Annotated in this window: 24 protein-coding genes; 13 read left to right on the top strand and 11 right to left on the bottom strand. The window is 45.3% G+C overall.

The window, feature by feature from the left end; translation table 11 throughout:
- Nucleotides 1-2: 2 nt before the first annotated feature.
- From nrfD to nrfB, 3 genes are read right to left on the bottom strand one after another with little or no spacing between them, the layout of a single operon-like run.
- Complete coding sequence (nrfD, locus tag VIA_RS11835; protein ID WP_004413235.1) at nucleotides 3-974, bottom strand: cytochrome c nitrite reductase subunit NrfD; 972 nt, start codon at nucleotides 972-974, stop codon at nucleotides 3-5.
- The gene (gene nrfC / locus VIA_RS11830; protein WP_004413234.1) at nucleotides 974-1,663 is read right to left on the bottom strand and encodes a cytochrome c nitrite reductase Fe-S protein; all 690 of its coding nucleotides are present in this window, start codon (nucleotides 1,661-1,663) and stop codon (nucleotides 974-976) included. The genes nrfD and nrfC overlap by 1 nt, the downstream gene beginning before the upstream one ends.
- A gap of 1 nt (nucleotide 1,664) precedes the next feature.
- Entirely contained in the window at nucleotides 1,665-2,252 is a 588-nt protein-coding gene (gene nrfB / locus VIA_RS11825; protein WP_004413233.1) for a cytochrome c nitrite reductase pentaheme subunit, read from the bottom strand.
- 539 nt (nucleotides 2,253-2,791) lie between these two features.
- Between nrfB and nrfA the strand changes: the two genes are divergently transcribed.
- Nucleotides 2,792-4,159 (top strand): ammonia-forming nitrite reductase cytochrome c552 subunit, encoded by a 1,368-nt coding sequence (nrfA, locus tag VIA_RS11820; RefSeq protein WP_412774862.1) that lies wholly within the window; start codon nucleotides 2,792-2,794, stop codon nucleotides 4,157-4,159.
- A gap of 94 nt (nucleotides 4,160-4,253) precedes the next feature.
- On the opposite strand, the gene VIA_RS11815 is transcribed toward nrfA, so the two are convergent.
- Nucleotides 4,254-4,793: a TPR domain-containing protein gene (locus tag VIA_RS11815; RefSeq protein ID WP_004413231.1), complete on the bottom strand. Its 540-nt coding sequence runs from the start codon at nucleotides 4,791-4,793 to the stop codon at nucleotides 4,254-4,256.
- Between the two features lie 84 nt (nucleotides 4,794-4,877).
- On the opposite strand from VIA_RS11815, the gene VIA_RS11810 reads away from it, so the two are divergent.
- Both VIA_RS11810 and VIA_RS11805 read left to right on the top strand, forming a co-directional pair.
- Entirely contained in the window at nucleotides 4,878-5,222 is a 345-nt protein-coding gene (locus tag VIA_RS11810; protein ID WP_004413230.1) for a DUF2956 domain-containing protein, read from the top strand.
- On the top strand, nucleotides 5,206-5,541 hold the full coding sequence (locus tag VIA_RS11805; protein ID WP_004413229.1) for a DUF4156 domain-containing protein: 336 nt from the start codon (nucleotides 5,206-5,208) through the stop codon (nucleotides 5,539-5,541). The genes VIA_RS11810 and VIA_RS11805 overlap by 17 nt, the downstream gene beginning before the upstream one ends.
- A gap of 51 nt (nucleotides 5,542-5,592) precedes the next feature.
- Here the strand turns inward: VIA_RS11805 and VIA_RS11800 are convergent, their stop codons facing one another.
- Complete coding sequence (locus tag VIA_RS11800; protein ID WP_004413228.1) at nucleotides 5,593-5,880, bottom strand: winged helix-turn-helix domain-containing protein; 288 nt, start codon at nucleotides 5,878-5,880, stop codon at nucleotides 5,593-5,595.
- 201 nt (nucleotides 5,881-6,081) lie between these two features.
- Here VIA_RS11800 and VIA_RS11795 point away from each other — a divergent pair, with 201 nt between their 5' ends.
- The 4 genes from VIA_RS11795 to VIA_RS11780 are packed head-to-tail and all read left to right on the top strand — an operon-like array spanning nucleotide 6,082 to nucleotide 8,450.
- A complete protein-coding gene (locus VIA_RS11795) occupies nucleotides 6,082-6,429 on the top strand; it encodes an ArsC family reductase (RefSeq protein WP_004413227.1) in 348 nt (115 codons plus the stop codon).
- A gap of 22 nt (nucleotides 6,430-6,451) precedes the next feature.
- On the top strand, nucleotides 6,452-7,585 hold the full coding sequence (gene dapE / locus VIA_RS11790) for a succinyl-diaminopimelate desuccinylase (protein ID WP_004413226.1): 1,134 nt from the start codon (nucleotides 6,452-6,454) through the stop codon (nucleotides 7,583-7,585).
- On the top strand, nucleotides 7,585-8,262 hold the full coding sequence (locus VIA_RS11785; protein ID WP_004413225.1) for a M15 family metallopeptidase: 678 nt from the start codon (nucleotides 7,585-7,587) through the stop codon (nucleotides 8,260-8,262). The genes dapE and VIA_RS11785 overlap by 1 nt, the downstream gene beginning before the upstream one ends.
- An 8-nt stretch (nucleotides 8,263-8,270) precedes the next feature.
- Nucleotides 8,271-8,450, top strand: a complete 180-nt coding sequence (locus VIA_RS11780) for a DUF2897 family protein (RefSeq protein WP_004413224.1) — start codon at nucleotides 8,271-8,273, stop codon at nucleotides 8,448-8,450.
- A 33-nt stretch (nucleotides 8,451-8,483) separates the two neighbouring features.
- On the opposite strand, the gene VIA_RS11775 is transcribed toward VIA_RS11780, so the two are convergent.
- Together VIA_RS11775 and syd are read right to left on the bottom strand one after the other, a co-directional pair.
- The gene (locus VIA_RS11775) at nucleotides 8,484-9,260 is read right to left on the bottom strand and encodes a Zn-ribbon-containing protein (protein WP_004413223.1); all 777 of its coding nucleotides are present in this window, start codon (nucleotides 9,258-9,260) and stop codon (nucleotides 8,484-8,486) included.
- A 2-nt stretch (nucleotides 9,261-9,262) separates the two neighbouring features.
- On the bottom strand, nucleotides 9,263-9,808 hold the full coding sequence (gene syd / locus VIA_RS11770) for a SecY-interacting protein (protein ID WP_004413222.1): 546 nt from the start codon (nucleotides 9,806-9,808) through the stop codon (nucleotides 9,263-9,265).
- Nucleotides 9,809-9,890: 82 nt separating this feature from the next.
- On the opposite strand from syd, the gene queF reads away from it, so the two are divergent.
- The 5 genes from queF (at nucleotide 9,891) to xni (ending at nucleotide 17,112) form a co-directional block, all read left to right on the top strand.
- Nucleotides 9,891-10,736, top strand: a complete 846-nt coding sequence (queF, locus tag VIA_RS11765; protein WP_004413221.1) for an NADPH-dependent 7-cyano-7-deazaguanine reductase QueF — start codon at nucleotides 9,891-9,893, stop codon at nucleotides 10,734-10,736.
- 13 nt (nucleotides 10,737-10,749) lie between these two features.
- Complete coding sequence (locus VIA_RS11760; protein ID WP_004413220.1) at nucleotides 10,750-13,020, top strand: tetratricopeptide repeat protein; 2,271 nt, start codon at nucleotides 10,750-10,752, stop codon at nucleotides 13,018-13,020.
- A gap of 103 nt (nucleotides 13,021-13,123) precedes the next feature.
- Nucleotides 13,124-14,689, top strand: a complete 1,566-nt coding sequence (locus tag VIA_RS11755) for a GGDEF domain-containing protein (RefSeq protein ID WP_004413219.1) — start codon at nucleotides 13,124-13,126, stop codon at nucleotides 14,687-14,689.
- A 213-nt stretch (nucleotides 14,690-14,902) separates the two neighbouring features.
- On the top strand, nucleotides 14,903-16,267 hold the full coding sequence (ppnN, locus tag VIA_RS11750; RefSeq protein WP_004413218.1) for a nucleotide 5'-monophosphate nucleosidase PpnN: 1,365 nt from the start codon (nucleotides 14,903-14,905) through the stop codon (nucleotides 16,265-16,267).
- Nucleotides 16,268-16,335: 68 nt separating this feature from the next.
- Entirely contained in the window at nucleotides 16,336-17,112 is a 777-nt protein-coding gene (xni, locus tag VIA_RS11745; RefSeq protein ID WP_004413217.1) for a flap endonuclease Xni, read from the top strand.
- 232 nt (nucleotides 17,113-17,344) lie between these two features.
- On the opposite strand, the gene rlmM is transcribed toward xni, so the two are convergent.
- From rlmM to VIA_RS11725, 4 genes are read right to left on the bottom strand one after another with little or no spacing between them, the layout of a single operon-like run.
- Nucleotides 17,345-18,436, bottom strand: coding sequence for a 23S rRNA (cytidine(2498)-2'-O)-methyltransferase RlmM (rlmM, locus tag VIA_RS11740; RefSeq protein WP_004413216.1), 1,092 nt, complete (start codon nucleotides 18,434-18,436; stop codon nucleotides 17,345-17,347).
- Complete coding sequence (locus tag VIA_RS11735; protein WP_004418611.1) at nucleotides 18,433-18,831, bottom strand: DUF423 domain-containing protein; 399 nt, start codon at nucleotides 18,829-18,831, stop codon at nucleotides 18,433-18,435. Before VIA_RS11735 ends, rlmM begins: the two co-directional genes overlap by 4 nt.
- Nucleotides 18,821-19,447, bottom strand: a complete 627-nt coding sequence (locus VIA_RS11730; protein WP_004413214.1) for an alpha/beta family hydrolase — start codon at nucleotides 19,445-19,447, stop codon at nucleotides 18,821-18,823. The genes VIA_RS11735 and VIA_RS11730 overlap by 11 nt, the downstream gene beginning before the upstream one ends.
- A complete protein-coding gene (locus VIA_RS11725; RefSeq protein WP_004418613.1) occupies nucleotides 19,440-20,348 on the bottom strand; it encodes a transcriptional regulator GcvA in 909 nt (302 codons plus the stop codon). The genes VIA_RS11730 and VIA_RS11725 overlap by 8 nt, the downstream gene beginning before the upstream one ends.
- A 595-nt stretch (nucleotides 20,349-20,943) precedes the next feature.
- Between VIA_RS11725 and VIA_RS11720 the strand changes: the two genes are divergently transcribed.
- A complete protein-coding gene (locus VIA_RS11720) occupies nucleotides 20,944-23,766 on the top strand; it encodes a sensor histidine kinase (protein WP_004418614.1) in 2,823 nt (940 codons plus the stop codon).
- Nucleotides 23,767-23,850: the final 84 nt, after the last annotated feature.

Here is a 23,850-nt window from a genome sequence, read left to right as displayed (position 1 = left end):
CGTTATACAACCGTCATCTGCCCAGCATACAAGATAAAGGTACGTAACATGAGCACCCCTACCAAGCTTAGTGTCGTGACGATAAAGATATAGCCACCATTATGACGCGTCTCTTTAGGCGTCAGCGCATTAAGTGTTAACGGTAGCAACATACCAATTAGTACGACACCGAACCAGAACCAATTTGACCAGAACCCGCCACCAATTGCATTCCAAGCCGCAACTTCATTCTGCCCGCCACTGAAAATTAGACCAGTAAAGAAGGTCACAAGCACAAACAGTTCGAACATCACAACCGGGCGCTCAAAGCCATGTACCCAAGAAACACTTGGACTTGCCGCTGACTCTTTAAACACCAAAATACCGAACATTAAACACGCTGCAGCGCCGGATGAAAGACTAGAGAACAAGAACAAAATCGGCAGTACTGGGTTATTCAGCATTGGGTAAGTCTTCAATGCTGAAAGTAAAAAGCCCGTATAGGCGGCTAACACAATCGCAAGGAAACCCAAAAACAGTTCAATGCCGTTAGTGGCCTTGCCTGATTTAATCAGGATTCCATCAACCAAATCGAGCAACTTAGTGGGCAGCTTACCTTCACAAAAGCGGATGATTTGATGACGGAATATAATCCCAATCCAGATAAACAGCACAATCATGTAGACCTGGAACAGAATGACACCCATCGACATCACTGAGCTCGGGTTGAAGAAAATCATAATCTTCCAAAACGATAACGGTTTGGTTAAGTGGAAGATTAGAATTGTTAAACCTGAGATGATGCCAAACGGTGCCAACCATGCCATTGCTTTCATGATGCCATTATTTGCTGGGTCACCTTCAATCACTTTTCGTTTCAGATAGAGCGAGATCATCACCGCACCAGCCGACATACCCGCCAAGAACAGGTAGATAGCAATAATCCAATCCCACACCAGAGAGTCAAAGTGAAATGCACTTTCAAAACCATTCATTATGATATCTCCCCTTTCTGATGAGGCACTTTGTACAGCTTAGGCTTAGTCCCTAAATGCACTTTATCTCGGTAGACCGCTTCACTATTAAGCACCTGATTAATTTCACTATTCGGATCGTTGAGATCGCCAAAGATAAGCGCTTTTGTTGGACAAGATTCAACACATGCAGGCAATTTTCCCTGAGCCAGGTTGGTATCGCGGCAGAAGTTACATTTATCAGCAGAGCCATCTTCAGGATTAAAGAAGCGCACCTGATATGGACACGCTGCTAAACAGTACCCACAGCCAACACACTTATCTTTGTGCACGTCGACAATGCCGGTTTTTTCATCTTTGTATGCAGCGCCTGTTGGACAGACATAGACACAGGGTGGGTTTTCACAGTGTTGACAAGATTTGCGCGTAAAACGGTAATCAACATCGGGGAACTCACCTTGTGGCTCACTGCGAATAATCTCAAGGCGAGAAACACCCTCTGGCACCTTATTTACTTCACGACATGCTTCAGTACAGGCAGTACAACCAATACAAGCTGTTTCATCGTGGATCATGCCATAAAGTTTATTGCCATCTTGCTCAACGTTAGCTAACGATTTTCGGCTGTTTAGCACAGCAGTACCGGCCACACCAGTCGCAAAGATCAGCGCTCCCGAACCAGCTAAGAAGTTTCGTCTAGAACAACTCATACTACTTCTCCTTATTCAGCTGATTAAAGTCAGCATGACAATCGACGCACAACTTAATGCGTTCTTTGCGCTCAAGCCCTAACACCTTAGATTTGCTTGCATGGACATCGTGGCAATTTGAACAAGTTAAGTTCTTGGCATGCACATCATGCGTCCAACTGTCATCGCGCAGATACTTAGGCTGGTGACAATCGGTACACTGGCTATTGGCCTTTAAGATTTCTGCAGGGTCAAGAAAGACTTTCTCGCTACCTGGCTGAGACTGCGCACTGGAGTATTTGGTCACAACGGGCGCACCTTCGCGGTGATCTGGGCCGATATTATTGTGACATTCGGTACAGTTGACTTCACGGCCAAGAATTTTGTGTGCGTCTTCACCATGAGATTCTTGGAGGGTTTGTTTTGAATCCTTATGACATTGGATACACTTGTAGTCCTTGTCACGGATAAGCGTGACCTCATGGCGGGCTGACTTTTCTTCAGACTGCACAGTTGAAGTGTCGGCAACGGCATGAAGAGAATAACCATAGAGGCAAAATGCTAGAATAGACTTTAGCATTATGACTATGGCCAACTTTATATTGCCCATATTATCCTTTCCTTATTCCCGTACCCTTTATTGAATAAACAATAAATCGATATACGGTTAAAAATTAAAGCCCCTTGATACATCTAAAACATATCAAATGAGATCAATTCTTATTTTGGAAAAGCCACAACGCTATTAAACTATATATTACTCCCCTTACTCTTTTGGGGTAGTTATAACTGTTCAAAACTTGACCTTTATCACCTTAATAAACAGATGGGTAATCACCCTAAGTTACTGATGATAATAAGTTTCATTAAAGATCAATCACCCAAGTAACTAACCCTTTAGGGGTATAAAAAGTTCAATTTGAACTGGATCACGGAGTAAAATTGATCTCAGACAATTAACACTTATTAACAAGTTATTTAATTTATTTCTTTTTATTACAATATGTATCAGTTTCTCCAGTTCTTAGTTTGGAATATAGCCAGTTCACAACGCTGCTTATAAAAACAGAATACGGAGATAACACTGTGAATAAATTGCATTGGATACCAAAATCCGCTGCAGCATTAGCGATCGTGGCCAGCTCATTAATGAGTGTCACTAGCTTTGCTGCATCCGAAGAAAAAGGCTTAATTGACCCTCGCAACGACGCGTACGAACAGCAGCACCCAGATCAATACCACTCTTGGAAAGCCACTTCAGAAAGCGAACATATCGAAGATGCCCTAGCAGAAGATCCAAACATGGTCATTTTATGGGCAGGTTATGGCTTCGCCAAAGACTACAACAAAGCGCGAGGCCACTTTTACGCCGTCGATGACGTAAGACAAACTCTACGTACTGGCGCACCACAAGATGAAACCTCTGGCCCAATGCCGATGGCATGTTGGAGCTGTAAGAGCCCAGACGTAGGAAGAATCATTGATGAACGTGGTGAGGACGGATACTTTGAAGGTAAATGGGCACGCCTAGGCGAACAAATTGTCAACCCAATTGGCTGTGCTGACTGTCATGACACTCGCAGCAAAGAGTTCGAAAATGGCGAACCTGCTCTAGCGCTAGCCAAACCTTATGTCGAGCGCGCCTTCGAAGCGATTGATAAACCTTTTGAACAGCAGTCTCGCCTCGACCAACAAGCCTCTGTCTGTGGTCAGTGTCACGTCGAATACTACTTCGTTAAATCAGCGAAAAACGCGGTTAAATTCCCTTGGGATAGAGGCACAACCGTTGATGATATGGAAGAATACTACGACGCACTTGGCTTTAAAGACTGGACACACAAAGTATCTAAAGCACCAATGCTAAAAGCGCAACACCCTGGTTACGAAACTTGGCGTGATGGTATCCACGGTAAAAACAAAGTGGCGTGTGTGGATTGTCATATGCCAAAAGTGACCAAAGAAGACGGCACAGTTTATACCGATCACAAAGTGGGTAACCCATTTGACCGCTTTGAAGATACTTGTGCTAACTGCCACACTCAGTCTAAAGAGCAAATGCGCGAAATCGTTTCCACTCGTAAAGCGCAAGTGCTTAATATGAAGCTAACCGCTGAGAAACAAATTGTGGCTGCGCACTTTGAAGCAGGTGCAGCTTGGGATGCGGGCGCAACAGAAACTGAGATGAAAGATATCCTTCAAGATATTCGTCATGCTCAGTGGCGTTGGGACTATGCGATTGCATCACACGGGGTACACATGCACGCTCCTGAAGTGGCGTTAGAAGTGCTTGGCACCGCAGTGGACCGCGCAGCTGATGCTCGTACTAAGATTGTTCGCCTACTTGCGAAGAAAGGGATTACCGATCCAGTGGAACTGCCAGACATTTCAACCAAAGCGGCAGCTCAAGAAGCGCTAGGTATGGATATGGATAAGATGAACGCTGACAAACAAAACTTCTTAAAGACCGTTGTTCCTGATTGGAATGAGGCTGCAGAAAAACGCGAAGCTGAATACTAATTCCAGCCCATAAAACTAAAAACCGGCGAAGTTCGCCGGTTTTTTTGTGCTTGTCTATAAGTTGTCGCGCTCACTTACGCTGCAATGTCACTTACTATGACTTAGACATCATCGCTTTGGCTTGATTTAAAGAGCGAATCACCGATTCTCTATCTAGGTCAGGACTATTTGAGTCCAGCATTAGAGTCCATGCATCGATCGCTTGTTGATAACGAAAACTAATAAAATGATCACTGGCGATTAACGCTAAAGCGGTTAAGTTTTTCGGCTCAAGAGCTAAGGCTTGATTGAGCAAACCGAGCACTTCATCGGTCATTCTTTGCTTTTTAACGTAATAGAGCGCCGTCGCTTTGGCGGCCAACTGGCTGGCGGAAGGCGTATCACTTAAACGTGCCGCATAATCAAAACAGGTCAACGCAGAAGAGAAGTCTTGATTGTTTAAGTAGCCGTGACCAAGCTGAAACCACAACTCCGCCTGATTTGGGTCTTGTTTTAATTGTTGTTGGATCGAGTCCATCCACTCAGAGTGAGTTTGAGCTAACCTATCGTCGACTTTAGGCAGAGGTTGCTCCCCTTGTAGCCAAAAATACAAAGGGACAGACAGTGCTAAACTGGCTATCAGAACTCGCTTCATTCTCAGACTCTTGATTTTATACATTATGTTGAAATTATAACGTGGTAGGATAAAACTATCTTTGATCTCGCAAGACCTATCACTATGAAAAATAAAGTCGTTCCATCACAAGAAACTCAAACAGAAGCGATGAAAATAGCTAAAGCGACTCAAAAGCCCGGACAAACCAAAGAGCAAACGAAATTGGTGGCACAAGGGATTGAAAAAGGTATCGCCCAATACAAAAAGCAGCAGAAAGAACGCTCTAGACAAGCGGATAAAGCCAAAAAGAAAGCACAGAAATCGAAACAGCCGTCCCAGCAGTTAAATCAAGAGACCGTAACGGAACAAGTTAACGCCCAAGAAAAAGACAACAAAAGTGGCTTAATACCTTGGGCACTATTAGCGATAAGTTGGATAGGATTTATTGTTTATGTTAGCCAGAATTAGCCTACTTTTTTCCGCGCTGCTACTTATTAGTGGTTGCAGCGCGCCAATGAACACGTTGGAGCCAAGCGCACAACCAGTACACCTGAGACTCGACTCGCAGTTTAATGCCGAAGATTGCCAGTGGCTTGGTGAAGTTACAGGCAGTGAGGGGCATTGGTATAGCTACCTCTTTTTCCCCAATGATGTGCTGATACGCGGGGCATTAAATGATATGAAAAATCAAGCTAGCCTACTTGGCGGTAATACGGTTTATATGACTAACCCACAAGATTTTGCCACCTCATTTACCATCATGGGCAACGCTTATATCTGCCCTTAGCCGCCCAACAAAACCAAAAAAACCTAGTGCGAGACACTAGGTTTTTATTTATTAGGCTTTAAAGCCCAAGCTTGCTGCTATATCAGATTCTCGCTCAGTCACCCATTGACTATCAAACGGTCCCCAGTCTGATAGTTGGTAATAGCCATCATTATGACGTCGACCATCTTGTACAAACATCAGCTCAATGCCGATTCCAGGTAGCGCTTTGATAACGTCTTGAATAGTTCGACGTGGCCAGCCTGTCTGCTCGATAAGTTTCGGGACATTTGGGCGCTCTAAGTTTTCAACCAATAATGCAAGATACAAGCGCCTCGCAAAAACAGGACTCAACTCCATTGATACCTCCTATAAGTTTCTAGGGTCATTATTTCTGTTTTGCTTAGTCATGTGTTGAGTTTGATCAAAAACTCTACGATCGTCATTGCTTGAAACACATTTTTTTTGCCCAATGAAATATATCCATCACACTTTTGTCTCTCTATTCACTTCCTGATAGGATGCTTGAATAACAAAAAAGTCACTTCTAAAGGTTTTACAATGACAATCACTATGTATGGCATTCCTAACTGCGACACGATAAAAAAAGCCAAGAAATGGTTAGAAGCAGAAGGTGTCGAATACAGCTTTCACGACTACCGCAAACAAGGTATTGATAAAGCGTTGGTTGAAACATTTTGTCAGCAACTAGGCTGGGAAAATGTCCTAAACAAGCGCGGCACAACCTATCGTCAGCTGACACAAGAGCAAAAAGACTCGCTCAACGAAGCCAACGCTATTGAGCTACTTGTAGAACAGCCTGCAATGATTAAGCGCCCTATTCTTGTCTCTGGTGATAGCTACCACTTAGGCTTTAAAGCTGACCAGTACACAGCAATATTCTCATAATTTTTTTGAAAGGATTTCAAGGATGACAGACAGCCCAACTCTGGCTCTCGCAAAAGATTTAATTAGCCGCCAATCAGTCACACCAGAAGATGCAGGCTGCCAAGACGTAATGATTGAGCGTTTAAAGGCGCTTGGTTTTGAAATTGAAGTGATGGTGTTTGAAGATACAACCAACTTCTGGGCTCGCCGTGGTACGCAGGCGCCACTGTTTGCTTTCGCTGGTCATACGGATGTTGTGCCAGCCGGTAAACTAGAGCTATGGGATACCCCGCCTTTTGAGCCAACCATTAAAGATGGTTTCTTACACGGTCGCGGCGCCGCAGATATGAAAGGCTCGCTGGCAAGTATGATTGTTGCAGTTGAGCAGTTCATTGCCGACAACCCAAATCATAACGGCTCTATCGGCTTTTTGATCACATCAGATGAGGAAGGCCCCTTCATCAATGGTACAGTTCGCGTGGTAGAAGCTCTAATGGCGCGCGGTGAAAACATCGATATGTGTATTGTCGGTGAACCTTCCAGTACTGAGATTGTTGGCGATGTAGTTAAAAACGGCAGGCGCGGTTCAATTACTGGCGATTTGACTGTTAAAGGAATTCAAGGACACGTTGCCTACCCGCATTTAGCAAGAAACCCTGTCCACCAATCGCTAATGGCAATCCATGAACTGGCGACTACCGAATGGGATCAAGGTAATGATTACTTCCCTCCAACCAGCTTCCAGATCCCGAATGTTCACGCTGGCACTGGCGCATCGAACGTCATTCCTGGCGAATTCAACGTCCAGTTTAACCTGCGCTTTAGCACTGAGTTAAATAACGACACCATCGTATCACGTGTGACTGAAACGCTAGATAAACACGACCTAGATTACGACTTGAAATGGACATTCAATGGCGACCCATTCCTAACCGATACAGGCGCACTACTGGATGCCGTTGTCGATGCCGTTGATGCGGTGAACCAAACGAAGCCAGCATTGCTGACAACAGGTGGTACATCGGATGGCCGCTTCATTGCCCGTATGGGCGGTCAGGTTGTAGAGCTTGGTCCTGTTAACGCCACTATTCACAAAGTGAACGAATGCGTGAAGGTTGACGACCTAGAGAAGCTCACTGATATGTATCAGAAAACACTAGAGAACTTGTTAGCCTAATGATGACGCCCGAGCAACTGACCGGTCAGACGCAAACTCATTTGGTTGAAACTGTGGTCGGACAAAAAGCCTTCTTGGTTCATGCCAAAGTGAGCCAAGATATACTCGCACTTAAACAGTCAGCAACTCGGGCGGGATTCAACCTCAATATCGCCAGCGGCTTTCGTGATTTCGAGCGTCAGATGACGATTTGGAACAATAAAATGGCGGGCAAAACGGCCATTTTAGATAGTGATAGTCAGCCACTAAGTCCTGAAGGCTTAACGCAGCAGCAGAAGGTGATGGCGATTTTACGTTGGTCAGCGCTACCAGGGGGCAGCCGACATCATTGGGGAACCGATTTCGATCTCTTCGATCGTGACAGCCTGCCTCAAGATACGCAACTTCAACTCGAGCCTTGGGAATATCTCACTGGCCACCAGCAAAGCTTCTACCAATGGCTGCAGGAGAACCTTGAGCAGCATGGTTTCTTCTTTCCTTATGCACAAGATAAAGGCGGTGTCGCTCCTGAACCTTGGCATATTAGTCATAGAGCCACTACTGAGCAGTGCTTGCGACAGCTAACTCCAACTCTTCTTGCCGAGCAACTCACGTCTGCTCCCATTTTGGGTAAACAAGTGGTGTTAGACCAACTGGAAACGATCTACAATCAGTTTATTAGCAATATACATCAATAGGTAGCGAGATGGATTTACTTACCAACCCTTGGGTTATCATTGTTATCGTCTTGAGCGTTGTGATTGGTAATATTGCTGCTCTCAAATACACCGCCAATATGAAGTTCGGTCAAAACGAGAAAAAGCCGCACAGTGAGTCAGATGACAACATTGACGAGTCTGATGAATCAAAAAAAGACGCTCCATAGAGCGTCTTTTTTATTGCATCAAATCTAGCACCACTACTTAATATGATCCCAAGACATATTCGATACGATTCTGCAGTCATCACATTTGAAGTAGAAGATGTCGTGCAGTGGCTCGTCTAGCAACCACTCTCCACCACATTTCGGGCATTTGCGTGCTTTTTCATCTTCAAGGCTCTTTCCGCCGACACGATACTGGTAGTAATAGGTTGGAATTTTAGTGATATATTCAATACGACCACGCAAGTCCCAACCGCGCTTGAACAACACACTGTCTGCATCACAAATCTCATGCAGGGCCGCATGTTCAGCACGACAGCCACCCGCCATTTGGAGCTCATCACAAGCCTGCCACTCTGTTTGCCATTTAACGACAGCCTTATGATCGCCGTTTAGCGTTGCGCCATTTCGGTAAAGTGGGATCGGCAGTAAAGTCTCACCTGAACGCAAAGGAGAACACGTGTGGACATACGTCGTGTATAGCACTTGCCAGCTTGGCTGCTCATCTTCTGCAGCTTCCTCAGAGTTTAGATCTCGGCCTAGCATGCGCATCTTGGGTGCCAGTAAACTCGCTTCGGACAGGCGGTTTAAACACACCTTTACAAAATCTGAATGGTAGTTTGGGTGCAAGCTATCTTGCTCCGGGCAAACCACACGAACAAAAAACTCACCATCGCCCATCACGATTGGAAATTCACGACCAAGCACTTGGCCGTTATAGCGCAGTGCATCCATCAAGCCATTAATTGCTTTATCAACGGCCGATACGGTGGTGTTGTCAAAACACTCAAACTGAAGCTCTACAACGTACATGATTACACCACAGCTTCAAGGTTAGCTAAGAACTCGGCAATATCTTGAGCCAGCACATCACGCTTGTCTGTCCCCAGACGCTCTAAGATAACGTTGCCAGAGATATTACAGATAGAAATCACATCTAACTCTGCGTCTGTAGCGGCAATAAAGACCGTCGGCTTAAGCTTTAAACGGCGCTGAGTAACGAGATGACCAAGAATATTTTCTTGTAAGCGAACAAAGTCTTCATCGCTCCACACTTGCAGTAGCGTTAACTCGTTCCCCTGCCAAGTCGCGTCCATATCGGCGCTGTATTGAGATCCGTAGAAGGTTTTAATATCTTCATGCAGCGTAAGCTCAATACCATTTTCTACATTGGTAAAATCGGCTGGCTCATCACGCTGGCAAGCTTGCCACTCTACCGCCTGTTCAGTTTTACTTTCGACACAAGGCGACACTAGGTCAACCAACTCTTCGCTTTTTGGTAAATGACCCGAAGCATCAAGGTGCGCCTGACGGTATTTTTCACTGAATGAGAGCAACGCTTGCAAGGCATTATCAGCCATTAGATTCTCCAACATGAATATTCGCTTTTAACAGCGGGATTGCGTAAAATTCTCGTCATTCTAATAGAAAATGAACAAAAGTATGAGCAAATATTCTGATGCGAAAGAGCTTGCTGGCCTAACTTTGGGTCAAAAGACTGAATACGCGAACCAATATGACCCAAGCCTACTCCAGCCTGTCCCTCGAAGTTTGAACCGTGATGACCTTAATCTCGGTGATACTCTACCGTTCCAAGGTTGCGATATTTGGACGCTGTACGAGCTTTCATGGCTCAATGATAAAGGCTTGCCTCAAGTTGCCGTTGGTGAAGTGTCTATTCCTGCTACCAGCGCAAACCTAATCGAGTCAAAGTCATTTAAGCTCTACCTCAACAGTTTTAATCAGACTCGTTTCTCTACTTGGGATGATGTTGAAAAAACGCTGATTAAAGATTTGTCTCACTGCGCTGGTGAAGAAGTTGGCGTCACCGTTCGCTCTGTGGTTGATTACACAGACTCTGTGATTGTCACCATGGCCGGAGAATGCATTGACGATCAAGATATCGAGATCGCTAGCTATGATTTTGACCGTACTTTACTCGAAGGCGCGGCAAGCGGTGACCAAGTTGAAGAAAGTGTCCACAGTCACTTGCTCAAATCGAACTGTCTGATCACCAATCAGCCTGACTGGGGAAGCGTTGAGATCAGTTATTCGGGTAAACAGATCGACCGAGAAGCGCTACTTCGCTATCTTGTCTCTTTCCGTGAACACAACGAGTTTCACGAGCAATGTGTTGAGCGTATCTTTACTGACATCATGGAATTTTGTCAGCCAAGCGCACTAACCGTGTATGCACGCTATACTCGTCGCGGTGGTTTAGACATTAACCCATACCGTTCTAACGTTAACGCTCAACCAAACCATAACCAACGCATGGCGCGTCAATAGGGATTTATTCAGGATGTTAAACGTACGCTGGGAACGTATTATCGGCATGCTCTTGCTGATTGTTTCATCACCATTATTGGCCAGTACAATCTACTCATCTGCGGTTCTTAACGAGGCAAATAGCCTAGTAGAAATTGTGCCAAAGCAAGCAAAGCAGCTAGCAGCAAACTATCTGGCTCAGCGTACGCTTTCTGACAAAACTGAAAAAAGCCCGTCGGCTATCTCAAGAGATGAAACCGATAGCCGAACACGTACTCCTGGCGGCACGATTGACGCGCTGCGCATTCTCGCACGTGCCGAGTTCAACCTTGGTAGCCAAGAAAGCGCATTGAGACATTTAGCGGAAGCCAAAGACGTTGCCACTAACTACAAGCTGCCATACCTGCTACTCGATATCGACTTACTCGAAACTCGCCTCGCTTGGAGCATAGATAAAGATGCGATTGCGGCGCGAAAGAAAATCGAAAAACTCGAGCAAGGCTATTCGCAGATCAACAATACTCAGCTCGTTGCTCGCGGTCTTAGATACAAAATGACCATGCTCAAGGCCGACATTGCTTCTGCTGAAGGTGAAGTCGAGGTCGCCAACAAGCTTTACCTAGAAGCAAAACCTTACGTTGATAGTGCCAAATCTGCTTACACACTGATTGAGTACCACACCACTGTCGGTAAGCATTTGCTGCAAAACAAAAAATACAATCGCGCCCTATCAGAGCTTTTGATCAGTTATTGGAAAGCGATTGAAACCGATTCTGCGCTTCAATTAGCTCAAGTAAACCGTATTTTAGGCCAACTATTTTACGAACGCCGTGTACTCGACAAAGCCAATAACCACTTTTCTCAGGCGGCCGACTTTTACGACAATTACCAAAGCTCACCTATGCTAGCTCCGATCTTAAAGCGCATGGGCGATATCTATTACCACCAAAACAAATACAACCTCGCGCTGGTCCACTACTTCAATGCCATGGATCATGAGCGTATGCAGAACAACATTGAGAGCGTGATTGAAATCCGAATCTCTTTGGCTGCCACTTACTTACAGCTGGTGAACTATACCTTAGCTGAGCAATACTTGAACCGAGCAGAAGAACTCCTAGAGTATTCCAGTATCCCACGTTTGGAGGCTTACGCTTACCTGCTTGAGGCTGGATTAGCGAGACACAAACGTGAGCCAGAAAAAGTACTAGAAAACGCGCAAAAAGCCCTAGAGATTGCGCAAAAAGAGCAGGACATTAGTACTCAAAAAGCTTCTTACCAATTGCTCTACTTGGGCTATGAGCAGAGTGGTCAATATAAGCTAGCGCTTGAATACCTGCTTTTCTATAACTCATTGGCAACGATCGAACAGCAAGAGCTGGATATGATCAGTGAAGATGCGTTCCGTCAACAAAAAGACTTTGTCGAGCAAAGCTTGCACTTAAGTGGTCAAAAAGACGAACTTGAACAAACCCATACGGAATATCGCAAGTTCCAGAAAATCACTTTAACTCTATTTGTACTTTCTGCGCTGCTGTTCATCATCTTAATGCGTCGCGGCCATGTCATTAACGTGCAAAAAGAGGAGCTAGATACATTAAACGAAGATCTTTTTACCCACTCTCGTTCTGGGCTGAAAAATCTCCGTATGCTCAATGCTAAGCTGCCTGCTTCTTTGGAAGAGAGTAGTCATAAATTTGAAAAATGGCATGTGGGTGAGTTAATCCATGAGCCTCTCAATGACCGACTGCGTTTTGTGATGATTGACGTCCCATTCCTACGCAATATGTATCTTCAGCACGGTTACCAAGAAGGTCTTAAGCTAGAGCGAGCTTTCGGTGAGTTCCTGCAACAACGTGTTGAGTACCCTGCGCGTATTTATCATTTTTCAGATGCTAACTTGCTCTATATCGAACCCAATAGCGAACGCAACACCGACCCAGAGCTGCTGTTCGAAAAGATTCAGCAATGGATCATGGAATTCGAACCAGAGCGTATTTTAAACCGCATCATTCGTATTGGTATGGCTGACTACCCGTTCCTACCTAGGGCGTATACTGCCGTTAATGATAAGGAACTAATTGATGTGCTACTTATGTCAACCAGTACGGCTCGCACACTGAGTATGAAGGAACATAGTAGTCAGTGGGTCTACCTGAAAGCAATTGAGAACGCTCCAGCAGCAAGTTTAGCAACAGGTAATATTCGCAAGGCCTGCAAGCATTCGATAAACCAAGGGTTAATAAAAGTACACTCTTCGTTCAAGAATGAGGACAGCATCAAAAAACTATTAAAAGATGAATAAAAGCTCATCAAACAAACGTAGTAAGTCGTGACGCCCGTGATTTATTTGATATTATCTACAGATTAATAAATAGAAGTAGATTATATCTTTAAGTTTATATTTCATGGGCGCTCTCGAACAAGATATTCAGTCACAGCTGCACAACCTGAAATCTCAATTGGAACAAGTTCGATTGACACAAAGGGACACTTCGTTCAAATTTAAAAGAGAACAGAAGGTACTTCAGCGCATCATTGCGTCGCTGAGTAACGCCTATAAAAGTGAGAACCCGCGCCTTCAAGCGGGTCTAAAGGAACTCACTCAAGCTATCGAACAACAGCAAGATGTTAGTACTCTAATCCCAAAACTCGCGGTATTAGAGCGTCTGCTAAAACAACAAGGCTTGGCTATGGACTCGCAGAGTGAACACCTAGATACGCAGATCAAAAACAGCGGAGAGACGCTGCTACGCTTAACGGGCCTGCCCGCTAAGATTAAACGTGATCTGCGTGATTTACTCAGCTACTCCAACGGACTCTCACACCCGAAATCAGAACAAGCACTGCGCCTATTAAGTCTGTATGAGCGCTCAGTTAAGATCATCACTTCTAACCCTGATTACAGCATCAACCAAGTTTCCAGTAGCGCCGATCGTGAACTGCAGTTGCGACTATCAGAAGAGTTACAACACCTAATTACCGAACTCGATTTTGAAGGTGAATCTGGCGACCTGTTGACGGACATTCGCGCTAAGTTGCTGATGGGCGTCAGTAGCCACTCGCTACTTGAACTCACCCTGCAAACGTTGAAGTTGGTGATTGAAGGCACGCACTACGAGCGCAAAACGTCAGAGCAATTCCTTGAACAGCTGAATTCATCCCTTGCCTCTTCATTAAAGAGTTCAGCACAAAACGTTCAGCAATCTCACAGTTATTTTGATACTCGCCAAGAGATGAGCTCAGAGCTGGGTGATTTGATTAGTGTCACCCAAACAAAAGTCACCAACGCAGAAGACTTGGCTGGATTAAAGACACAAGTTAATCCGCTCCTTGAACAGCTCAACTCATTGACCGAGCGTTTAAAACACGCAGAACAGCGCGAGCAAGCCCTTTTAGAAAGAATGGATTATGGCAAGAATCAACTGGAAGCACTGTTTGAAGTGACCCAAGATTACCGCCGCCGTTTGGAAGATCAAGCACAGCGTATGCTTCTCGACCCACTCACGAAAGTGTATAACCGCGCTGCCTTTGGCGATCGACTTGAACTTGAGTACCGCCGCTGGATTCGCGCGCAACATACGCTGCGTGTTGTCATTCTCGATATTGATGGCTTTAAGGCGATTAATGACAGCTTTGGCTACAGCGCGGGTGACAAAGCGCTGAAAATCATTGCTCGCACGATCAAAAAAGAGCTGCAAGATACCGATACCGTGGCTCGTTTCTCTGGTGAAGAATTTATTCTCCTGCTGCCAGAAGTCACCGATAGCGACGCATTTAGCTTGATACAGACCATTCAAAGCCAAGTATCGAAACTGCCATTTAAGTTCCGTGACCGCAATTTAATGATCACGCTTTCCGCAGCCAGTACCGCGTTTAAAGATTCAGACACACCAGAAGAAATTCTAGAGCGACTGAACTTGTGCCTTAAAGAGGCGAAATCTCTGGGTAAAAACCAACTCGTGTGGCGCTAAACCAGTTTGCAATCACTCCGTTCAATTCTAATTTCCTCCGCTGCGTTTTGTGACTCATCTTTATATATCAGTTAGTTAGCTTCACTATCAGCAAAAACCTGCTAAGCTTAAGAAACCCGTCGCGAAAACTCAGATATAACAGCGACGTGCCAGGACAATAATAACAACGACACTTTACTCACGGTTTGTGAGTTGCTAGTCAAGGAGGTCACTATGATCACGCATATTAGTCCAGCAGGTAGTATGGACCTACTCTCTCAGCTAGAAGTTGAGCGCCTTAAAAAGACCGCTGCTAGTGATCTATACCAGCTATACCGCAACTGTACGCTCGCGGTTCTCAACTCAGGTAGCCACACCGATAACTCCAAAGAGTTGTTGGACAAATACAAATCTTTCGACGTCAACGTAGTACGCCGCGAACGCGGTATTAAGCTTGAACTGAGCAATGCTCCAGAACATGCGTTTGTGGACGGTGAAATCATTAAAGGGATTCAAGAGCACCTATTCTCAGTGCTGCGTGACATCGTCTATGTCAACATGCACCTAGCGGATAATCAGCGTTTAAACCTCACTAACGCTTCGCATATAACCAACCTAGTATTTGGTATTTTGCGTAATGCTGGCGCGCTGACTCCGGGTATCGAGCCTAACCTTGTAGTCTGCTGGGGTGGTCACTCAATCAATGCTATCGAGTACCAGTACACACGTGAAGTGGGTAATGAACTTGGCCTACGTGAAATGAACATCTGTACGGGCTGTGGTCCCGGCGCAATGGAAGGCCCAATGAAAGGAGCAGCGATTGGTCACGCGAAGCAGCGTTACTATGAGCAGCGCTATCTTGGCCTAACTGAGCCATCAATCATTGCCGCAGAGCCGCCAAACCCTATCGTCAATGAACTGGTGATCATGCCCGATATCGAAAAGCGTCTCGAAGCGTTCGTTCGTATGGGTCATGGTATTGTTATCTTCCCTGGTGGCGCGGGCACCGCAGAGGAACTGCTTTATATCCTTGGCATCATGATGCACCCAGATAATGCCGACCAGCCTTTACCAATCGTCCTTACGGGTCCAAAAGAGAGCGAGCAATACTTCCGTTCTATCGACCGTTTTATTGGCGACACCTTGGGTGAAGCTGCGCAGAAACACTATCAAATTGTGGTTGATGACCCAGCTAAAGTGGCGCAAATCATGAAGCAAAGCATGAGCGATGTGCGTCAACACCGTAAAGACACCGGTGACGCCTACAGCTTTAACTGGTCACTCAAGATTGAACCAGAGTTCCAACTGCCATTTGATCCAACCCATGACAATATGGCGAGCTTAGACTTACATCTAAATCAACGCCCTGAAAACTTAGCCGCGGCGCTACGCCAAGCATTCTCAGGTATTGTTGCAGGTAACGTTAAGGCGGAAGGGATCCGTGAAATAGAACGTCACGGTCCATTTATCCTTGATGGCGACGTCGATCTGATGAAGAAGATGGACAAACTGCTGAAAGACTTTGTTGAACAAGATCGTATGAAGCTGCCAGGCGGCACTGCTTACGAACCTTGTTACCAAATCAAGACCACCAACTAGTGACTGACTGGTAATCTCAACACCATCCGATACAATAAGGGCTTCATGCCCTTATTTTTTTGATTTATATGTCTATTCATCTTGTTATCATCGATGCATTAAACCTTATTCGCCGAGTTCACTCTGCTCAGCCAGATCCCAACGATATAGCAAGAACCATTACGACCACCTCTCGTACTCTTAACCGCATCCTCTCTGAGTCTCAACCGACCCATATCATTGCGGTATTTGACCACCATCTTCAAGAGCGTGGTTGGCGTGCGGAAATCTGGCCAGAGTACAAGCAGAATCGTAAACCGATGCCAGAGCCATTAATGAATGGTTTGGAAGCTATCCAGGATGCTTGGTGGAAGCTGGGCATAGACTCACTGCTCTCAGATGGTGATGAGGCAGACGATCTCGTGGCAACTCTAGCGATGAAAGTCGCAAGCCATAATGAGAAGGTCACGATTATCTCGACCGATAAAGGCTACTGCCAGTTGCTTTCGCCTACCCTGCAGATTCGAGACTACTTCCAACATCGTTGGTTAGATGAACCCTTCATTGACAAAGAGTTTGGCGTAAAACCCAAACAGCTTTCAGACTACTGGGGGTTAACTGGGATTAGCTCAAGCCAAGTCCCGGGCGTGCCAGGTGTCGGACCAAAAGCAGCTAAAGAGATCCTGACCCAATTTACCGACATCGAGCAAGCCTTTGCCAGTGAAGAGCTTCCAGCTAAGTATCGTAAAAAGCTTGATGAGCACATCGAGTCAGCGCGCAAATGCAAACTAATCGCAGCGCTTAAAACGGATATAGAGCTTGGGTTTAATCTGCAAGATTTACGCTTTAATGGGCCAAATGAGTAGTAACGGACTGTGAGATGCGAGAAAATTTAAAGGGTTGCTACCAAGTAGCAACCCTTTATTTTATTGGAGTCATCCTCGAGAATGAGGAACGAATGAGTTGAGGATCTCTCAAAGCAAGTCGAAAACCTTTAGAGATTCCCTACTTCTTCCTCCGTCAGTCTAGGGAATGACGGAGTCTATTTGAGTAATACCGCGTCCGCCGCTCGAAGGGCGAAATCCGCTCAACTCTTCCTTAATGCGGTGAGATGTTAGATAAGCACTGAACATGCACCGTGATCTCTTCACGGTCATGGTATAAGTGCTTCGCTTGCAGCTTAAACTTGACCTTGTTTTCAATCAGGAACAGCTTCAAGTTTTCAATATCTTCAAGCACCTCATCATAGCGGCCTTTCATTGGCAGCTTGAGGTTAAAGATCGCTTCTTTTGCCCAACCGCTGATGATCCACTCACCCATAAGTTGTGCAACGCGAGATGGCTTCTCAATCATGTCACACACTAACCAAGTAACGTTCTTACGCGCAGGCTCAAACTTAAAGCCATCTTCTTGGTGGTGTTTCACCTGACCCGTATCCATCAAGCTATCAGCCATCATGCCGTTATCCACTGAATGTACGAACATTGATCGCTTAACAAGCTGGTAGGTCCAACCGCCAGGACACGCACCTAAGTCTACGCCCCACATGCCCGCAGCTAAACGCTCATCCCACTCTTCACGAGGAATAAACACGTGGAAAGCTTCTTCTAGCTTTAACGTTGAACGACTTGGCGCATCTGCAGGGAATTTAAGGCGCGGAATCCCCATAAAGAATTGAGAGTTGTTGTTCGGCAGCGAGTAACCAATGAAACAGTGAGTCGGACCAACAAAGCACACATGCAACACAGGCTTATTCGGGCTATCTTTTGGGAAAAGAATGCCTTTGCCGCGCAGCGCTTGGCGCATCGGTACGGTAAACTTACGGCAGAACTTCAATAGCTCTTTTGCTTCGTTGGTATCCGGAGTTTCGATACGAATATCACCGCAACGAGGCATCGTTTCTACATAACTAAGATCATGCAAAATTGGCGAGATTCGGTCTTCACGTGGCAGTTCTTGAATTTCAGCCGCTACCGCGAAAATTTGACGAGCGAAAATCAGTGATTTGAAATCAAGCTCTTTAACTAACTTTTGCGCATCACCATCTTGGTAACATTCAAAAATTACGTAACCGCTGTTCTTTTTCACGCGAGGGAAACCAAACACTTCTAGCTGAGTCGCACGATCTTGAATTTCACCGGCACACTCTTTCTCAAAGCCACTGCGGCAGTAGAGCATTAATTGTTTCACTGTTTCACCTCTTTAATCTGTAGCGCTGCATAGACGAACAAACCCCAGCCAAGCATAAACGTCATACCACCAAATGGCGTAATCGGTCCGAACCATTTAATGCCCGTTAATGCGAGTGCGTAGAGACTGCCGCTAAAACAAAAGATGCCGATGATAAAGCAAATTGCGGCTAGGACGAAATATTTTTGTGACTTAGTAGGCAATTTTAACTGCAGTAGGACACCGCAGAGCAATATCGCCATTGCATGAATAAATTGATACTGCACGCCAGTTTGGAATACGTCCAGTAAGTAAGGCGAGAGTGACTTTTTCAAACCATGGGCGGCAAAGGCGCCGAAAGCCACTCCAACTCCGCTTAGCAGACCGCCTAAAGCGAGTAGATGTCTACTTTTCACCGTACACCTCAAAAATAAACCCAGCTAAGTGTTTTACCGCCAGTTGAATATTGCCTAACTCGGTATGCCCAGAGCTCTTACGCGGTTTAAAGCTATGGTCTCCATCAGGAATGAAGCTCACCTGAACTGATGAAGAAAGCTCAAAACCAGCAAACTCTTCTTTTTTGCCGAAGGTATCACGCTCCCCTTGCAGGATAAGTGTCGATTTTTCCAACGTCGCTAAGTGCTCGCCTTTGAACTTTTCCGGATTTCCCGGCGGGTGGAACGGGAAACCAAGACAAGCAACACCCGCCACGTTCGCTTCTTCGGCAAGTAGGCTCGACATTCGTCCGCCCATTGATTTACCACCGATCACAACTGGCCCATTACTGGCAAACTCTGCGATCACCGCTTGATAAGCTTCAAGCAGTTTTGGTGCGCGATCGGGTGGACGCTTCTTACCATCCTCAGCGCGCTTGACCATATAAGGGAAGTTAAAACGCACCACTTGAATGCCCTTTTTAGCTAACCCTTTGGCGACAGATTCCATAAAGGCATGATCCATCCCAGCCCCTGCGCCATGAGCAAAGATAAATAGAGGGTTCCCTTTTTCACCATCTATCAGGTAATTACTCATCCAGTAGCTCCTCTTGCTCACTTTGCGCTTTCGCTAGCATCCAGTCACGAAACGTTGCGATACGGCCCATGTCAGCTTGTTTGTCATGACACACCACATAGAACGCATTTTTTGAAAGTAGCACTTCATCAAATGGCGCAATAAGGCGACCCGCCTCTAACTCCGGCTGGGCCAGAACGTTATTTCCGAGAGCGACACCTTGTCCATGCGCTGCTGCTTGCAAAACCATGGTCGAGTGACTGAAGATCGGCCCGTGATTAACATTGACCCCTTCAATACCATTGAGTTTGGCAAACTGTTTCCAATCTTTACGCGAGGTATCATGAAGTAACGTATGTTGTTTTAAATCACTTAGAGTTTCTAATGGTTTGTTACCCAAAAGTAATGAAGGTGAACAAAGCGGGATCAAGAACTCTTGATACAACTTATCAGCACGTAAACCTGGCCAATTACCACGACCGTAATAGATGGCTACATCCACATCATCGGTTAGGGAACCTTCATCCATATCAACCGCTTTGATACGAACATCAATATCAGGTTCTTGTTGATTGAAATCGGCTAAGCGAGGGACAAGCCACTGAATAGCAAAGCTTGGTGGTAAACTGATAGTTAACGCACCTTTTTCACTGCGTTCTAGGACTTTATCAGTCGCTTCTGCTAATGAGGTAAAAATATCTTTGATATCGAGAAAATAACTCTGCCCCTCTTCGGTGAGGAGAAGTGAGCGATTTCGACGACGAAAGAGCTTTAAGCCAAGGAATTCTTCTAGCGCTTTGATCTGGTGACTGACGGCGGCTTGAGTAACAAACAGCTCTTCTGCAGCACGAGTAAAACTCAGATGTCGGGCAGCAGCTTCAAACACTTTTAAAGAGTTCAAAGGAGGCAATCTTCTGGACATAGTAGCCTTCTGTAAATAGATTAGTTTTTTTTATCTGAAACATTATAAAATGTCCATTGCCTGACGACCAGAGAAATTCTATATTTCACACCGCAACGAGGAGTCAGAACGGCTTGATTCCCTTTTGAATCAATTGACCTCTTGTTGCGATGTTGTGTTTGCAAACTCGTATTTCGAGTTCGGTAGGTTTCTACCAGTTTTGTTTCCAAGTGAAACGAAACATATACTTCCTGTATTTATTTTGACCTGTCTGTCAAATTTTTTAGCACCGCCTATATGGCGGTGTTTTTTTATCTCTCGCTTTTGACTCCGCGCTTCACCGCCTGCCGCTTAAGCAGTAATTCCTCATCGGCATTTATAAACTTTTTTACCATGTTCTATGATTGTACTAACGTACTTGAAGAAGGGGTCACAAATGCAACCCATTCAAAACCAGTTAGCACTGCGAATTCTGCTATTGGTTCTTGCACTGACGCTGGTCACATGGCCTGTGATACTCACCTCGCCATTTACAATCACCTCCATTACGATTTCCATTCTCTGTATATGGATGGTTCTGATCCTTATTCTGTTTGGGCTAGCTCGGTAATTTTTCATGCTAAGTGCCACCATGCTTGTGTCGGTGTTGATTGGGTACATTGGTGCTCTCTATGCGATTGCGAATTGGGCCGAATCCTCAAGCGCTAGAGCCAAACGCTGGTCTTCTAGCGCAATGGTTTATGTTTTATCCATTGCGGTTTACTGCACCAGTTGGACATTTTACGGCAGCGTTGGATTAGCATCACGCAGTGGCATTATTGTCTATACCATTTACTTAGGGCCAACGCTGCTAATGCTGATTCTTTGGCCATTGATGCGACGAATTTTATTGGTTAAACAAACCTACCACGTCAACAGCATTGCCGACTTCCTCTCAGCCCGTTTTAATCGCAGCCTATACCTAGCGGGGTTAACATCGGTTGTTGCTATGGTTGGCATCATCCCTTACCTTGCCTTACAACTAAAATCCATCAATAACACTGTCTCTGTCATTCTGGAGCAGAATGTATCTGGCAATACCATCACGTGGATTATTTGGCTTGGCGTCGTGTTGTTCACTATCATTTTCGGTGTGCGACATATTGACCCCACCGAGCGCCACCCAGGTATGATGATGGCACTTGCAGTGGAAGCGGTTATCAAGCTAGTCGCTATGCTTGCGGTGGGCATTTTTGTCTGTTTTTTCCTGTTTGATTCTCCTAACCAAATCTTCGAACAACTGCAGCGTGAGCACCCAGATGCCGCCAGACAGATGGCTCAAACACCCAATTTTATTACTTGGGTGAGCTACTTGATTTTAGCTGGCTCTGCCTTCTTTTTACTGCCTAGGCAGTTTCACGTAATGGTGATAGAAAACCCTAAGATTCATTACATCAAGCAAGCTCAGTGGAAAGTACCGATTTATTTGTTCTTGATGACCATATTTGTTATGCCGATCTCAGCGGCGGGTATCTTATTGCTAGGCTCGACTCCTCCCGATACCTATATGTTGGCCTTACCAATGTCTCAGCAACAATTTGCACTCACCTTATTGGTTTTTATTGGTGGGTTTTCTGCCGCGATGGCAATGCTGATGATTTCAGGAATGACCTTATCAACTATGTTTAGTAACCATCTTGCTCTACCGCTGTTACGTCAATTTTTTCCACGCAGAAAGTTCGGGCGATTTTTGTTGCAGATACGCTGGTTCGCCGTGGTTTTGGTTTTTATTGCCGGGCAAAGCTTCTACCTTTTTCTCAGTGAGTCTTACCTGCTAGTAAACATGGGGATGATTTCATTTTGTGCTGTACTTCAATTGCTCCCCCTCGTGCTGGCAGGGCTCTATTGGCGCAACGTCAACACTCGGGGCGCAATTATCGGCTTGTCTGCAGGCTTCATCGTTTGGGCCTATTGCTTATTTATCCCTTCATTGATGAAGAGTGGCTGGATCGATGGCAGTCTACTTGTGGCTGGCCCTTGGGGAATCGAATGGCTCCATCCTGAACATTTGTTCGGCTCAACAATGAATCGAGTCAGTCATGGTGCTTTTTGGTCAATGTTGGCCAATATTTCTGGAGTAATCTTTGGTAGTTTATTATTTAAAGAAAGCGAATCAGAGAGTCGATACAACGCTGAGTTTATTGACAACATGACGCAAACTCAGTCCGAAGATGATCTCCTTGGCCTTGAGTTGCCCCGTAACATCGCAATCGAGCCGAAAAAAGCTATCCTTCAGCAGCTATTTCAGCACTACTTCCCCGATGAAGAAGCACAACATAAACTCCAACAAAGTATCAACGAGGCAAATTTAGGGGATAGTGACTACCTCACCACCATTGAGTTAGCGAACTTAGAAAAGTCAGCCGAACGTTACCTCAGCGGTGCAACAGGTTCAGCGATGGCGCATATTCTAATCCAAGATTCAGGACTCTTTACTCCCCAAGAAATGCAAGCGCTTGAACAGGCCTACAGCCACCTGCTTTCCCAATTAAAAATCAGTCCTACCCAATTACGGCAACAACTCAATTACGCCAAAGAAAAAGAAAAATTGGTTGAGGAATACAACTCTCAGCTAGAGGTGCAAGTCGAACAGCGCACCAACGAATTACAACAGGCAATGTCACAGTTGAAACAGACACAAAGTCAGTTAGTCGAAAAAGAAAAGCAGGCATCTCTAGGAATGCTGGTCGCAGGTGTTGCACATGAAATTAATACGCCGATTGGAATCTGTGTCACCGCCTCGTCCAATCTGAGTGAAGAAGTCAATTTGTTGAAGCAAGCTTATGAACGCAAACAACTCGATGAGAAACACCTTTTAGAGTTCTTGGATCTATGTGACGAGTCTGCGCTAATCATCCATAAAAATAATGACAGAGCCTCCGAGCTCATTCGTAGTTTTAAACAAATTGCCGTAGATCAGTCTTCTGATGAGCTGCGTGACTTTGAACTCAAGCAATACATTGATGAAATTATGCTTTCATTAAGACCGCAGCTTAAAAAGGTGCCGCATCAAGTCGAGATCGAGTGTCCAGAAGGTATCCAATGCTCCTCTTACGCGGGCACACTTTCGCAGATTTTAACCAACTTAATCATGAATAGTTTGATTCACGCTTTCACACCGGATCAGAGAGGCCAAATTAAAATACGCATTGAAGAGCAAGCAGAAACCTTCTCGATTGATTATAAAGATGATGGTAGAGGGCTGGAAGAAGATGAAGCTAAACGCCTCTTTGATCCTTTCTACACCACTAAGAGAAATCAAGGCGGTAGTGGTTTAGGTACTCACCTCATCCATAATTTAGTGACACGTAAGCTGCAAGGCACGATTGAGATAAAAACCGCCCCCGGAGAAGGGTTAGCATACAAAATTCAATTACCTAAAGTGATGACGAATTCCTAGTTATGGAAGAGCTTGTAAATAATCACAACTTTGCCTATACCCTAACTATGAGCACAAATTACATGGACAGAATAAAGACAGCCG

Origin of the sequence: Vibrio orientalis CIP 102891 = ATCC 33934 (genome assembly GCF_000176235.1) — a bacterium.
Classification (GTDB): Bacteria; Pseudomonadota; Gammaproteobacteria; order Enterobacterales; family Vibrionaceae; genus Vibrio; species Vibrio orientalis.
This window is presented reverse-complemented; position numbering and strand designations above follow the sequence as displayed.